The sequence below is a fragment of the Pseudomonas sp. 20-5 genome, from assembly GCF_056782835.1.
On the sequence record NZ_CM165584.1, the window covers coordinates 5,852,652 to 5,864,515 of the forward strand.

18 protein-coding genes are annotated in these 11,864 nt (G+C 57.7%); 17 read left to right on the plus strand and 1 reads right to left on the minus strand.

What is annotated here, in order from left to right:
* The first annotated feature begins 55 nt into the window (after positions 1-55).
* The 14 genes from AC1RB9_RS26940 to AC1RB9_RS27005 all read left to right on the plus strand — a co-directional run bounded on the left by AC1RB9_RS26940 (position 56) and on the right by AC1RB9_RS27005 (position 8,205).
* Positions 56-286 (plus strand): helix-turn-helix transcriptional regulator, encoded by a 231-nt coding sequence (locus tag AC1RB9_RS26940; RefSeq protein ID WP_003457688.1) that lies wholly within the window; start codon positions 56-58, stop codon positions 284-286.
* Positions 283-495, plus strand: coding sequence for a helix-turn-helix transcriptional regulator (locus AC1RB9_RS26945; protein WP_033873863.1), 213 nt, complete (start codon positions 283-285; stop codon positions 493-495). The genes AC1RB9_RS26940 and AC1RB9_RS26945 overlap by 4 nt, the downstream gene beginning before the upstream one ends.
* Positions 495-842, plus strand: a complete 348-nt coding sequence (locus tag AC1RB9_RS26950; RefSeq protein ID WP_003457694.1) for a hypothetical protein — start codon at positions 495-497, stop codon at positions 840-842. The genes AC1RB9_RS26945 and AC1RB9_RS26950 overlap by 1 nt, the downstream gene beginning before the upstream one ends.
* Positions 843-1,111: 269 nt before the next feature.
* Positions 1,112-1,288, plus strand: a complete 177-nt coding sequence (locus AC1RB9_RS26955; RefSeq protein ID WP_023085964.1) for a hypothetical protein — start codon at positions 1,112-1,114, stop codon at positions 1,286-1,288.
* A complete protein-coding gene (locus AC1RB9_RS26960) occupies positions 1,281-1,514 on the plus strand; it encodes a hypothetical protein (RefSeq protein WP_003457696.1) in 234 nt (77 codons plus the stop codon). The genes AC1RB9_RS26955 and AC1RB9_RS26960 overlap by 8 nt, the downstream gene beginning before the upstream one ends.
* The gene (locus AC1RB9_RS26965) at positions 1,511-1,792 is read left to right on the plus strand and encodes a DUF3077 domain-containing protein (protein ID WP_003457699.1); all 282 of its coding nucleotides are present in this window, start codon (positions 1,511-1,513) and stop codon (positions 1,790-1,792) included. Before AC1RB9_RS26960 ends, AC1RB9_RS26965 begins: the two co-directional genes overlap by 4 nt.
* A 149-nt stretch (positions 1,793-1,941) precedes the next feature.
* A complete protein-coding gene (locus tag AC1RB9_RS26970; RefSeq protein ID WP_223818283.1) occupies positions 1,942-2,340 on the plus strand; it encodes a hypothetical protein in 399 nt (132 codons plus the stop codon).
* A gap of 689 nt (positions 2,341-3,029) precedes the next feature.
* The gene (locus tag AC1RB9_RS26975; RefSeq protein WP_003457706.1) at positions 3,030-4,055 is read left to right on the plus strand and encodes a phage major capsid protein; all 1,026 of its coding nucleotides are present in this window, start codon (positions 3,030-3,032) and stop codon (positions 4,053-4,055) included.
* The gene (locus tag AC1RB9_RS26980) at positions 4,055-4,765 is read left to right on the plus strand and encodes an HK97 family phage prohead protease (protein WP_003457709.1); all 711 of its coding nucleotides are present in this window, start codon (positions 4,055-4,057) and stop codon (positions 4,763-4,765) included. The genes AC1RB9_RS26975 and AC1RB9_RS26980 overlap by 1 nt, the downstream gene beginning before the upstream one ends.
* Complete coding sequence (locus AC1RB9_RS26985) at positions 4,762-5,250, plus strand: hypothetical protein (RefSeq protein ID WP_003457712.1); 489 nt, start codon at positions 4,762-4,764, stop codon at positions 5,248-5,250. Before AC1RB9_RS26980 ends, AC1RB9_RS26985 begins: the two co-directional genes overlap by 4 nt.
* Positions 5,247-5,474, plus strand: a complete 228-nt coding sequence (locus AC1RB9_RS26990) for a hypothetical protein (protein ID WP_003162361.1) — start codon at positions 5,247-5,249, stop codon at positions 5,472-5,474. The genes AC1RB9_RS26985 and AC1RB9_RS26990 overlap by 4 nt, the downstream gene beginning before the upstream one ends.
* 18 nt (positions 5,475-5,492) lie before the next feature.
* On the plus strand, positions 5,493-7,172 hold the full coding sequence (locus tag AC1RB9_RS26995; RefSeq protein ID WP_003162362.1) for a glycosyl hydrolase family 28-related protein: 1,680 nt from the start codon (positions 5,493-5,495) through the stop codon (positions 7,170-7,172).
* A 195-nt stretch (positions 7,173-7,367) separates the two neighbouring features.
* Positions 7,368-7,589, plus strand: a complete 222-nt coding sequence (locus AC1RB9_RS27000) for an HNH endonuclease (RefSeq protein WP_223818284.1) — start codon at positions 7,368-7,370, stop codon at positions 7,587-7,589.
* A gap of 184 nt (positions 7,590-7,773) precedes the next feature.
* Positions 7,774-8,205, plus strand: a complete 432-nt coding sequence (locus AC1RB9_RS27005; protein ID WP_003457720.1) for a terminase small subunit — start codon at positions 7,774-7,776, stop codon at positions 8,203-8,205.
* 265 nt (positions 8,206-8,470) lie between these two features.
* Here the strand turns inward: AC1RB9_RS27005 and AC1RB9_RS27010 are convergent, their stop codons facing one another.
* Positions 8,471-9,208, minus strand: coding sequence for an SDR family NAD(P)-dependent oxidoreductase (locus AC1RB9_RS27010; RefSeq protein ID WP_003096148.1), 738 nt, complete (start codon positions 9,206-9,208; stop codon positions 8,471-8,473).
* 158 nt (positions 9,209-9,366) lie between these two features.
* On the opposite strand from AC1RB9_RS27010, the gene AC1RB9_RS27015 reads away from it, so the two are divergent.
* The 3 genes from AC1RB9_RS27015 to AC1RB9_RS27025 all read left to right on the plus strand — a co-directional run bounded on the left by AC1RB9_RS27015 (position 9,367) and on the right by AC1RB9_RS27025 (position 11,845).
* Positions 9,367-10,056 carry a DUF502 domain-containing protein gene (locus AC1RB9_RS27015; protein WP_003105540.1) on the plus strand — a complete coding sequence of 230 codons (690 nt, stop codon included), beginning with the start codon at positions 9,367-9,369 and terminating at the stop codon, positions 10,054-10,056.
* A 248-nt stretch (positions 10,057-10,304) separates the two neighbouring features.
* The gene (locus AC1RB9_RS27020; protein ID WP_003096153.1) at positions 10,305-11,078 is read left to right on the plus strand and encodes an ABC transporter ATP-binding protein; all 774 of its coding nucleotides are present in this window, start codon (positions 10,305-10,307) and stop codon (positions 11,076-11,078) included.
* A gap of 14 nt (positions 11,079-11,092) precedes the next feature.
* Entirely contained in the window at positions 11,093-11,845 is a 753-nt protein-coding gene (locus AC1RB9_RS27025; RefSeq protein WP_003096156.1) for an ABC transporter substrate-binding protein, read from the plus strand.
* Positions 11,846-11,864: the final 19 nt, after the last annotated feature.

Genomic DNA, 11,864 nt, shown 5'->3' on the forward strand with positions numbered 1-11,864 from the left:
TCCAATACCTTAATTTGGATAATGGGCTGTGAACTCACCATGAGGGCACACCCAAATGAACCCAACCCAGTCCACTCAAGGGCAATCTCTTATCCCACAGCCCGAACTGTGCAAGAAACTTGGCAAAACTCATTCCGGACTTGCCAAGCTGAGGAAGAAAGACCCCACTTTCCCCAAACCGATTAAGTTTAGTGACACTCGCCAAGCTGCCGCATATTACGTGCTCGCAGAAGTCGAAACTTGGCTAAATCACAAGATCGCCCAACGCGATGGGGAGGCTGTATGAACACCCCAGTGCATACTCAGCGCTTCATCCGCATCAAAGAGGTCCTCTCCATCACCTCGCTCAGCAAGTCCGACCTGTATCGCCGGATCGCAGCTGGAACCTTCCCTGCTCAAATCAATCTCGGTCCGATGACCGTCGTATGGGCCGAAGACGAGGTTCATGCCTGGGTGGGTTCGCGCATTGCCGAAGCTCGCGGGGTGGCCGCCTAATGAACAAAAAAAAGGCCGACCAACAGGCCAGCCCACAACGTTCTGAACGTAATACTATCACAGTCGCCAATGCTCCCACCAAGACCAGCAGGATCCTCGCTTACCTGGTCGCTGGCGGTTCTCTAAACCGCTTCGAAGCCGAGCGACTGGGCGATCACTGTCTGAACTCCACCATCAGCGCCTTGAAACACAACTGGGGGGTCGATTTCGATATCGTCCCCGAGCGTGTTCCGACCCGCTGGGGCAAAGGCTGCGACGTGAACCGCTACAGCATCCCCGAGTCGCAGCGGAAGCGGGCCCAGCGGGCCCTCTCGATAATGACCCTCAATCGGAGGGTTGCAGCATGACTCTTGCGATCCCTCCGACCTGGCTCTATAGTCTTCTCGCTGCCGCAAATTCGGCAGACGGGATTGGCGTCCCGGTAGCATTGGCGGACACACCGCCTCAGAGCGGTTTTTTTGTGTCCGCAGCATGGCAGCACCTCTATGGGTGGGGCCGTGTGGTGGCATCTTCGGATGCGCCGGTTCCAATGCCCGGTACGCCAACGCCGCACGGCTCCGCTCTCCCTGATTGGCGTCAGACGAGCGGAAAGTCATCCAGCATTGGAGATCTTTCCATGACCAAGCGTCGCATCCTCACCCTCAATCCGTCTAAAGCTCGCGCACGCTTCCATCGCGCCTGCGCAATTGCCGCCCTCCATAGCAATTCATCTCTCGCCGTTCGCCTACGCCGTTACAACGCAGCCATGAAGCAGGCTCGCGCACTGGAAACGCAGGAGGCGAGCCATGCGTAATCTCACTTTTGTTGCCGATAAGGTCGGAAATAACCTGAGTACCGCTAGCATTGCACTGGAGACAATCGCAAACCTGCTGGGCGCCGATGGCTGCGAGCACCATCTTCATGATCGCGAAGTAAGCGGCCTGCTTAACGCTGTAGCGGCCTTGTCTGCCTACATCTCGGGAGCTAGTTATGACCTGTGCTCCGCCGTGGAAGAAGAGCGGAATGGGGGTGCCCAATGAAGCGTGCAACCACTAAGAAAACGGACTTCGATGCGTTGACTGGTCTTAAAGATACGCCCCTGTTCTCTGTAAATAGCGGCGCGCCTATTCCAGAAGTGATCGAAAACGTGTCCTGCATGCTGGACATCGCCCGTTCCCTAACTCGCAAGGCCGAGGGCATGCCGCTTGAGGCCAACTGCGTGTACGCCATTGAGATGATCATTACCCAGGCGAAAGCTGCTGTAGATGCCGTCTGGGCAGGTCTCCAGGCAGAGCAAGCCGAACCCGGCAAGGAGTAAATCATGCGCTCCAAAAAACGGCGAATCATCGCCGACGGAATCGGCTTGCCTGTAGAAGCCCAGAAGGCGGACTAACCGTGGGCCGAAACCTGAGGAAGTCAAAGGGGCGTAACCCGTCCGGGACCTTCGCTGCCTTGCCGCACGCGGTAATGGATAGCGAAGACTTCCGGGCGCTTTCTGGTGGCGCGCTGAAGGTACTGCTGGGATTGCTTCGGCAGTACCGAGGCATGAACAACGGTGACCTCAGCGCCTCATTCACTCAAGCCAAGCAATGGGGTGTAAACAGCCGTACCACCCTCGCCAAGGCTCTGGATGAGCTTCAGGACCACGATCTGATCATTCGTACTCGAGAAGGCAAGTTCATCAAGCCAGGTGGCTGTTGTGCGCTTTACGCCATTACCTGGCGCCCTATCGATCCGTGCGAAGGGAAGATCGAGGTTTCGCCCACCACCACACCTCCCCGGAAATTCAGTCTCGAAAGAACAAAACACTCAGTCCAGAAAATGGACGCACTGCGTCCAAAAAATGGACTCATGGAGGTTGCCTAGGCCATGAAAAACACTCTCATCGGTCCAGAAAGTGGACGCATGGAAGCAGTTCACTTAGTCCATTTTCTGGACTCCTTCTTAGATATACCAGGCGCAGCCTGGGATTTAGATCTTCTGATCTACCTCTCCTACCGCTCAAAAATGCCCTCAAGAGTGCGCGCGGCCCCACGACGCAAAATTGCCGACCTCGGATTTTTGTCCGACCCAGCTATGAGCCAACTTCAGAGGTGGCCTGTTGTAATCCAGCGTGTGGAAATCACCACAGTGAGCCGTTTTCGGCACACTGGAACCAAACTGACACACAGGTGCGATTTGGATACGCGGGGGTGCCAATGATCTGCAACTGCCCTACCTGTGGCCAACCACTGCCCGAGGATCCAGTCGAGCGGCAGGCGGATGCAATTCGCGCCTGGTGTAACGACAACCAAGTGCCGATCTTACTTGGCGACTGTCTCCGCCGCTCTGACGTGGCCGTATATATGGGACGTAAGGAAAAGACATTAGCCAACTGGAAAGGATCGGACGGCCTTCAGCCATCCAGATATCTCAATGGACGTCCCTATTACGAAATTAGAGAAATCGCAGCGTATATAACTTCCCGTTAGTTCCCGAACCATCCCGAAACTACCTCGTTCAAATGGTCCAGGGAGAGGACCATATATCCAGAGTCGAATTATCTGGAGATAACAATGACCCAAGTATCCATCGCCCCGAAAGGGCAAACCTACGTGCGATCTTTGATCCTTCGCGCCATCGCCCCCTATGCGGATTTCGAAGGAATCAAGGAAAGCGCAATTGCTCGCTGGGGTAGCTACCAAGGCGAACAAGTAGCAAAGGCGGCCATCGCCCCCTTCATGCAGTCTGACATCGGTGACTATGCCGCCGTTGAGTTCTTTAACTTGGTGATGGAGCGTTCTCTGCTCGGTCGCCTGGCTGGGTTACGTCGCATCCCCTTCAACCGCAAAATGCTGAAGATCACTGCCGGCTCTCATGGCTATTGGGTAGCAGAAGGGAAGCCAATGCCGCTGAGCAAGCCGGCTCTGGTTGGCTCCTCGATCTCGCCACTGAAGGTATGCTCGGTGATCGTTGTCACCGACGAAGCAGTCCAAACTGGCGGTGCAATTGCTGAGGCAGGCTTGCAGAAAGATCTTGAGCGAGCAGTAGTAGACACCACCGACATTGCCCTGCTCGATCCTAACAATGCTGGTGTAGTTGACGAACGTCCTGCATCCCTTACTTACGGTGCCCCCTCTTCTGCTGCCACCTCAGATGCTGCTGCCGACATTGCCACGCTGGTAGAGATGTTTGGCGGGGATTTGGGCGCCTCCTATTTCGTCACCGACTCCACCACCGCAACCAATATGGCACTCCATCGCAACGCATCAGGCGATCTGGTGTTTCCGGATGTTGGTGCCCGTGGCGGATCAATTTTGGGCATCCCCCTGCTGATCTCGCGCGCCTCTCCGCGCGACTCCAATGGTGGGCAGCTCGCACTGATCGACCCGACAGGTATCGCCTATGGTGCAGACGGCCTGACTTTCGAAAACGCGGAACACGCCACCCTCGCCATGAGCGACACCCCGGAGTCTGAGCAGGAGCTTATCAGCCTGTGGCAATACAACCTGGTCTGCTACAAGTCGGTGATGTCTGCTAATTGGGAAGTCCAGAGGGAGGGTAGCGTGGCCCTGCTAACCGACGTGGCGTGGGGTGCGTGATGAACGAACGGCAAAAAGCCTATGCCGTGGTCACGCTCAAGGACCTGCAGCAGGATGAGCGCACGTTCAAGGGCATCGCCAGCACCCCAGAGACCGACCGTCACGGCGATATCGTGGTGAGCGCTGGCGCCCGGTTCAAGAACCCTGTACCGCTGCTTTGGATGCATGAGGCGGACAAGGCCATTGGCACGGTCGAGTTCGGCAAACCGACTGTCGACGGCATCCCGTTTACCGCGAGGATTCCCAAGGTCGATGAGCCGGGCGTGCTGAAGGACCTTGTCGACCTAGCCTGGCATTCGGTCAAGGCGAAGGTCGTGCGAGGGGTATCTATTGGGTTCAGGGTCTTGGAGGGGGGCTGTGAGTCTCTCGCCCAGGGGGGGAAGCGGTTCACCTCCTTCGAGCTCATGGAGCTGAGTCTGGTCAGCGTGCCGGCCAACCCAAGCGCAACGATCACTGAAATCAAATCCATCGGAAACCGCATCCAGGATCCCACCAAACTGGCATTCGCAGACCGCGCGCAGGCGCTGATTAAGCGGATCACCGAGGCCGCTCGCGAGGCCGCGAAAGGCGGCGTGAAGGAAGCATATGGGGTGGCCGGTGTCGGGATACTCACCGCCCACCTGATCAAAGCCCTGGAGCGCATCGAGCGTCTGGAGGGCGATATCAAGGTCCTGACCGAATTATTGGCCAATGTGGAGTCCAGCCGATGAGCACCAATCACCAGTGCAACGCAGTCATCGATGCCATAGGCGAGATCATCGGCAAGAACGCCGATTGGCTCGATGGTCGTCTTTTCCAGAAGCTCGCCATGATCGCCGCTCGGGCGAACTACGAAGATGAAGAACTGGACGACTATGGCACGTTCGATGACTTCCTAAAGGCTTTCGAAACGTCCTCAACCGCCATCCAGGCAGAGACAGCCGACGGCAGCAACGACCAGCATAAGCCCGAGGAACTTCCCCCTTTAGACCTCATAGGACTCGTGAAATCTCTTCCTCAAAGCCACTGGGACCGAATCGCGCAGCAGCCAATGAACCCCGTTTTAGCTCAGCGTCTCTCCGCACTGCGGAACGAAATGGGAGATGTGCGCGTGCTAAGAAACGAGCCGGACAGGCTGCTCATCCTTGTGGAAAACGGCAAACCAGAACCTTTCCTCATGGCACTTCTTGCGAAAAATCTGGAGACCAAACAATGACCAAGGCAGCAGACGAAAACGAAATCCTCGACAGCCTCGGCCGGATCATCGGCACTCATGCCGATTGGCTGGATGGCCGCACTTTCCAGCGTCTCTGCCAGCAGGCAGCCCACGCGTACTTCGAAGAGCAGGATCTGGATAGTCTAGGTACCTTTGACGATCTACAGGAAAGCGCCGCCCTACTCGACCAAGCCATGAACCTTTGGCCCAAAGCCAAGCAGTGATCTTCCGGAGGACAAAAAATGACCACATATCACACCAGGAACCCTCTTGGCTCGAAGGATCCAAGGGATCTGTACGATAACGCCGAGAACTACGATACGGCTATGAATGATCGAACCAATGAGCAATGGACTGACCGCTTCGACGTACATCGGCCAACTTGGTTTGGTATCGAGGAGAGGGTCTCTAGATTCCTTGCGAACTCTGGTTTTGAGCTTCCACCCTTGACATATATCGACGGTTCTCCGCTGCAAGTAGACCGCGCGACTCAATTAATTGAACGTGGCGAGAACCTATATAGCATCAAGCTTCCAGCAAGCTTCCCAATAGTCCTTAGCGGTACGTGGGGAGAGGACGAGCCATTCTTGATTGCAAGAGTTGATCAGGCGCTTAGGCAGGAGCTGGCGGTCACTGGCGGCGCCGGGATAGTTGGGTTTGATCCGGGCGAAACGTACAGTTCTGGGACCGTTGGAGAGAACCTAAAAAGCTTGCAGGCCCTGAGGAAAATAGTGGTAACTGATTATGGCGCGGTAGGTGACGGAGTAACCGATGATACAACTGCTATCCAAGCGGCGATTGCCGCAGCTGGTATCGGTTCAGATGTAGAGTTTCCCAATGGAACCTACCTAATCACGGATACATTGGTTCAGCTTCAAAGCCAACGTTGGCTAGGACGTGGAGGTCAGAGAGGCACCACCATTAAAAAAGGCGCAAATATCGATATGGTGTTGGTGGGATCGCTCGGAACCATCCTAGATATAAATTTGGAAGGAAATGGGGCGAACTTTTCCGGCAAGGGGTTCCGCATCCCCGCAGGATTCAGCCAGACAATTGAGCGCTGCCGCGCTGTGAACATGGGCGGCGAACCATTGTACTTCGACAACAATGCCGGAGGTGGTGCGAATGTTAGTACATTTGAAGGCTATCCCACGGATACAACTACATACGCCGGCATAGCAATCGCAGGAGATACCGGCCCGCACCCACGTTTTTTCCGAGGGATTTGGCTCAGCGGTGCTAATTTTGCACTTGGCCCTGGCGCAGGAAACGGAGGATCAATGACGGGGTTCTATATCCGTGACCTTCGTTATGACGCCACGTCAACCCTGTTCCATATCTCCAATGGGCGATGCGCGACGCTCGGAGAAACAACTACGCTGCGCGGCTTCGATCATACCCTCGATGGTGTCGCGTTTGCCGGACCGGTCGCACTTGAGAGTGCTCAGGGGATCAATATCGGTTCATCGTGCACTGTTCCAAGTTTGATCGAGAACCCAACGAACTGCCAGTACAATTCAGTTCATGTTCAACGACGAACTTACACACCAACATGGTCGCAGACCAGTGCCACGCCCGCCATTGGCAATGGAACACTTAAAGGAAACTTCATGCGAACAGGGCGTGGCTGCGATGTCCAAATCGAATTCGTAGCGGGATCAACAACAAATTTTGGAGATAGCGCTTCAGCATGGCGATTTTCTTTGCCATTCCCAGGACATCTCTCTTTCGACGAGAGAGAATTCCCAGTGCGAATCTATGACTCAAGCACTGGCACGGACTTTACGGGATGGGCATCCATTGGCGCTGGCCTTGACTATATAACTATCTCTATAGGATCTCAGCAAATAAGAGCAGGAACTCCTATGGGGTGGGCAAGCGGTGACATGCTGCGTGCTTACTTTAATTACATGGTCAGGTGATGTCAGGAGAAAAACCGCAAGGTGTACGCATATGAGAAAATCAGAATGGGTCGAATAACCACTATAAAGCCGCGGATACAAATGCTTCAGCTTAATCGCATCCCATCACTACCATCTATCTCTGATCGGCGCATCACAGGCAGAAAGCTTCAGGATAGGAGGCTCAGAGTGTGGTCATATAACCCATGCTGCGCAATGTGCGGAAAGTTATGTGACTTTCCAAGAGGCTTTGAACTTGATCACAAGGTGCCTCTCTTTATAGGAGGAGAGGATACGGAGGAAAACTGTCAGGTGCTTTGCTCAGGACCAGACGGGTGTCACGCGAAGAAGACCAATGCGGACCTTGGAAGGCGCTCAAAGCTACGGGTTGGGATAGATGGATGGCCAGCAGCGGATGAGCTAGCAGAGAAGCCTTGAGGTATGTACCTGGAAACCGCAGCCGACGATTTCTCTTCATTAATCGGAAGAGTTTTTCCTAAAAATCAGGAGACGCCAGAGGGGGGGGAGGTGAAAAATCCACCGCCCTTCTAGGCGGAAACCGCGCCCGAACTCACGGAGAGATTAAATCTCCCAATCCAAACTGATATACCGGACATATACCATGCCCATGACCAAGCAGAAGCGCGCCTATGTAGAAGGTCGCCTGGCAGGCATGGGGCAGAAGGAAGCCGCACTAGCTGCCGGATGCTCAGAAAAATATGCGAAACAACGCGGCTACCAGTTGGAAAAAGACCCTGATGTCCTAGCGGCAATGGGTAGAGCATCGGCCGCTCAGAGTTCTTTAGATACACAGGAACCCCTCGGCGACCCGGATACATATATCCCGGCTCCTGTTGAGGATCCCGTGCAGTTCTTCAAGAACGTCACAAATGATCTAAACGCAGATCCGAAGCTTCGACTGGATGCGGCCAAGGCCTGGGCGCAGTTCACCGTTGCCAAGCCTGGAGAGAAGGGCAAGAAGGAAGAGCGCCAGGAGAAGGCCGCTTGGAACCCTTGTGGCACTAGGGCTCAACCATTTGCTGAATTGATTTGAACTCGTTTGAATTTGTTAACTTTTGCAGGACCAGTCAGGTTTGCCACAGCTTGGGTCCCGGAGAGGGGTCGAACCTGCCGACTTGCCCCCATGCAAGATGTCACTCGCACAAATGTGAGTAGATTTGTGAGTAGATCGCAGCTAATTAACAGCGAAAGCATTGCAGTACGCTGCCCGCATGGAAAAGTTCGATTCCGTCCCTGGCACCATGAATACTACGAAAAGGCTCACCTCCGGGTGGGCCTTTTTGCTTTCCGCCGTTCGCCTAGACGTGCTGCCCGCCGTTGACGTGGATTTCCGCGCCATTCACGTAGGATGCGCCGCTGGTGCAGAGGAAGTAGATCAGCGAAGCGATCTCCTCCGGCCGGCCGAGGCGGTGCAGCGGGATGCTGCGCTCGACGATCTCCTCGGTGCCCGGCGACAGGATCGAGGTGTCGATCTCCCCCGGCGCGATGGCGTTCACCCGCACCCCATGCGGGCCGAAGTCGTGGGCCATCTCGCGGGTCAGCGCGGACAACGCCGCCTTGGAAGTGGCGTAGGCCACCCCGGCGAACGGATGCACCTTCGAGCCGGCGATGGAGGTCACGTTGATCACCGTTCCCTGCGCCGCCTTCAGCTCGGCGAACAGTCCGCGCGCCAGCAGCGCGGTGGAGAACAGGTTGACGTTGAACACCCGCAGCCAGGTGGCGTAGTCGGTTTCCAGCACACCGAGGCGCTCGCCGCCTTCGCCCTTGGGCGAGATGCCGGCATTGTCCACCAGCGCGTGGAGCCGGCCGTCGCCAAGCTTCTCGCGGATCAGTTCCAGGCTGGCCTCGACGCCGGGAATGTCCTCCAGGTCCAGATGGATGTGGTTTTCCTCGCCGTCCGCCCAGGGACATTCGCTGGCCCAGCTCTGCCGCGACGCGGTGAACACCCGCCAACCCGCGGCATTGAAGTACTTCACCGTGGCATGCCCGATACCGCGGCTCGCCCCGGTCAGCAACAGGGTCTTTCTCTCCGCCATACGCCCTCCGTGAAGGCCTGCTGGAATGAACGCGACTCGCACAGCCTACAAGGAATGACGAATCGCCGCGGCGGATCTTTCGCCCATCCCGGCGAACGGCCGAGCGTGAGCCAGGCAGTGCCGATAGACTAGGCGGACCTTGTCCGGACCCCCGATCGATGCTGAAGAAAAGCTTCAACTCCCTGCTCACCACCTGGCTCGCCGGCCTGCTGGTGATGCTGCCGCTGGTACTCACCCTAGCCTTGCTGGCCTGGGTGGTCAGCTTGCTGAACCGCTTCGTCGGTCCATCCAGCCTGATCGGTCGCGGCTTCGCCGCCATCGGCCAGCCGCTCGCCGGCGATTCGCCACTGGCCTACCTGCTCGGTACCGCGCTATTGCTGGTAGCCATCTACCTGCTTGGCCTCGGCGTACAGCTAGGCCTGAAGCGGCCGCTGGCCAACCTGTTCGACCTGACCCTGCGGCGCACCCCGCTGATCGGCAACCTGTACAACCTGGCCGACCGTTTCGTCGGCCTGCTGGACAAGAAGCAGGACGCCGACATCGCCGCGATGAGTCCGGTGTGGTGTTTCTTCGGCGGCGACGGCGCCGCCGTGCTGGCGCTGATGCCCAACCCCGAAGCGGTGGAACTGGACGGCCGCGCGCACTACGCGATCCTGGTGCCGACCGCGCCGATCCCGGTGGGCGGCGGCCTGCTCTACGTTCCGGTGGAATGGGTGAAACCGGCACAGATCGGCATGGACACCTTCACCAGCATCTATGTGTCGATGGGCATCACCCCACCGCCGCCGCTGGCCGCCGCCAAGGTGCTGGCGGAGCCGCGCGCGGAGCAGCCGCCGGCGGCTCCATAGGCGGTCCCGCATGCCCGGGAACGGGGCGCGCACCGACCTCCAGGCTCTGCTTCAGGTCAGGGTTCGCCAGGAGTTTTCTTCGAAAGCCGACAGTTTTGTTCCTACGCGACAGCGCACTGCAGCGATGCGACAAGATGCCGCCAACCCCGCTCCAGAGGCACGCCGCCTGCTTGGCTCCGGTTGAAGCGCTGTGCTAGCTTGCCTTCGCCAGGAAGGCCCTTCCAATCCGAATAACAAGAGGAAAATCCATGGCCGAGGCCACCCCCGCACTGGAAATCCGTAACCTGCACAAGCGCTACGGCGACCTCGAAGTGCTCAAGGGCATCTCCCTCACCGCCCGCGACGGCGACGTGATCTCCATCCTCGGATCGTCCGGCTCGGGCAAATCCACCTTCCTGCGCTGCATCAACCTGCTGGAGAACCCGCACCAGGGCCAGATCCTGGTCTCCGGCGAAGAGCTGCGCCTGAAGAAGAGCAAGAACGGCGACCTGGTCGCCGCCGACAGCCAGCAGATCAACCGGCTGCGCAGCGAACTCGGTTTCGTCTTCCAGAATTTCAACCTGTGGCCGCACATGAGCATCCTCGACAACGTGATCGAGGCGCCACGTCGCGTACTGGGCAAGAGCAAGGCCGAAGCGATCGAGATCGCCGAGGGCCTGCTGGCCAAGGTCGGCATCGCCGACAAGCGCCACAGCTATCCCGCGCAACTTTCCGGCGGCCAGCAGCAACGCGCGGCCATCGCCCGGACCCTGGCCATGCAACCCAAGGTGATCCTGTTCGACGAGCCCACCTCGGCGCTCGACCCGGAAATGGTACAGGAAGTGCTTAACGTGATCCGTGCGCTCGCCGAAGAGGGCCGGACCATGCTGCTGGTCACCCACGAAATGAGCTTCGCCCGCCAGGTTTCCAGCGAGGTGGTATTCCTCCACCAGGGCCTGGTAGAAGAGCAGGGAACGCCGCAACAGGTTTTCGAAAACCCCCAGTCGGCGCGCTGCAAACAGTTCATGTCCAGCCACCGCTAACGGAGCAACACCGCATGAAGAACTATAAGAAGATCCTGCTGGCCGCCGCTGCAACCCTGGCCTTCGCCCTCGACGCCAGCGCCGCCGACAAGCTGCGCATCGGCACCGAAGGCGCCTACCCGCCCTTCAACGGCATCGATGCCAGCGGCCAGGCGGTCGGCTTCGACCTCGACATCGGCAAGGCGCTGTGCGCCAAGATGAAGACCGAGTGCGAGGTGGTGACCTCCGACTGGGACGGCATCATCCCGGCGTTGAACGCCAAGAAGTTCGACTTCATCGTCGCGTCCATGTCGATCACCGACGAGCGCAAGCAGGCAGTCGACTTCACCGATCCCTACTACACCAACAAGCTGCAGTTCGTCGCGCCGAAGAGCGTCGACTTCAAGACCGACAAGGACTCCCTGAAGGGCAAGGTGATCGGCGCCCAGCGCGCCACCATCGCCGGCACCTGGCTGGAAGACAACATGGCCGACGTGGTCACCATCAAGCTCTACGACACCCAGGAGAACGCCTACCTCGACCTCTCCTCGGGGCGCCTGGACGGCGTGCTGGCCGACAAGTTCGTGCAGTACGACTGGCTGAAGAGCGACGCCGGCAAGGAGTTCGAGTTCAAGGGCGAACCGGTGTTCGACAACGACAAGATCGGTATCGCCGTGCGCAAGGGCGACCCGCTGCGCGAGAAGCTCAACGCCGCGCTGAAGGAAATCGTCGCCGACGGTACCTACAAGAAGATCAACGACAAGTACTTCCCCTTCAGCATCTATTGATGCCAAGCCAGGCCACCAC

What these genes read in the sequence shown, in the direction of transcription:
- AC1RB9_RS26940 (WP_003457688.1), top strand. Translation starts at nt 56, where the DNA reads ATGAACCCAACCCAGTCCACTCAAGGGCAATCTCTTATCCCACAGCCC.
- AC1RB9_RS26945 (WP_033873863.1), top strand. Translation starts at nt 283, where the DNA reads ATGAACACCCCAGTGCATACTCAGCGCTTCATCCGCATCAAAGAGGTC.
- AC1RB9_RS26950 (WP_003457694.1), top strand. Translation starts at nt 495, where the DNA reads ATGAACAAAAAAAAGGCCGACCAACAGGCCAGCCCACAACGTTCTGAA.
- AC1RB9_RS26955 (WP_023085964.1), top strand. Translation starts at nt 1,112, where the DNA reads ATGACCAAGCGTCGCATCCTCACCCTCAATCCGTCTAAAGCTCGCGCA.
- AC1RB9_RS26960 (WP_003457696.1), top strand. Translation starts at nt 1,281, where the DNA reads ATGCGTAATCTCACTTTTGTTGCCGATAAGGTCGGAAATAACCTGAGT.
- AC1RB9_RS26965 (WP_003457699.1), top strand. Translation starts at nt 1,511, where the DNA reads ATGAAGCGTGCAACCACTAAGAAAACGGACTTCGATGCGTTGACTGGT.
- AC1RB9_RS26970 (WP_223818283.1), top strand. Translation starts at nt 1,942, where the DNA reads ATGGATAGCGAAGACTTCCGGGCGCTTTCTGGTGGCGCGCTGAAGGTA.
- AC1RB9_RS26975 (WP_003457706.1), top strand. Translation starts at nt 3,030, where the DNA reads ATGACCCAAGTATCCATCGCCCCGAAAGGGCAAACCTACGTGCGATCT.
- AC1RB9_RS26980 (WP_003457709.1), top strand. Translation starts at nt 4,055, where the DNA reads ATGAACGAACGGCAAAAAGCCTATGCCGTGGTCACGCTCAAGGACCTG.
- AC1RB9_RS26985 (WP_003457712.1), top strand. Translation starts at nt 4,762, where the DNA reads ATGAGCACCAATCACCAGTGCAACGCAGTCATCGATGCCATAGGCGAG.
- AC1RB9_RS26990 (WP_003162361.1), top strand. Translation starts at nt 5,247, where the DNA reads ATGACCAAGGCAGCAGACGAAAACGAAATCCTCGACAGCCTCGGCCGG.
- AC1RB9_RS26995 (WP_003162362.1), top strand. Translation starts at nt 5,493, where the DNA reads ATGACCACATATCACACCAGGAACCCTCTTGGCTCGAAGGATCCAAGG.
- AC1RB9_RS27000 (WP_223818284.1), top strand. Translation starts at nt 7,368, where the DNA reads ATGTGCGGAAAGTTATGTGACTTTCCAAGAGGCTTTGAACTTGATCAC.
- AC1RB9_RS27005 (WP_003457720.1), top strand. Translation starts at nt 7,774, where the DNA reads ATGCCCATGACCAAGCAGAAGCGCGCCTATGTAGAAGGTCGCCTGGCA.
- AC1RB9_RS27010 (WP_003096148.1), bottom strand. Translation starts at nt 9,208, where the DNA reads ATGGCGGAGAGAAAGACCCTGTTGCTGACCGGGGCGAGCCGCGGTATC.
- AC1RB9_RS27015 (WP_003105540.1), top strand. Translation starts at nt 9,367, where the DNA reads ATGCTGAAGAAAAGCTTCAACTCCCTGCTCACCACCTGGCTCGCCGGC.
- AC1RB9_RS27020 (WP_003096153.1), top strand. Translation starts at nt 10,305, where the DNA reads ATGGCCGAGGCCACCCCCGCACTGGAAATCCGTAACCTGCACAAGCGC.
- AC1RB9_RS27025 (WP_003096156.1), top strand. Translation starts at nt 11,093, where the DNA reads ATGAAGAACTATAAGAAGATCCTGCTGGCCGCCGCTGCAACCCTGGCC.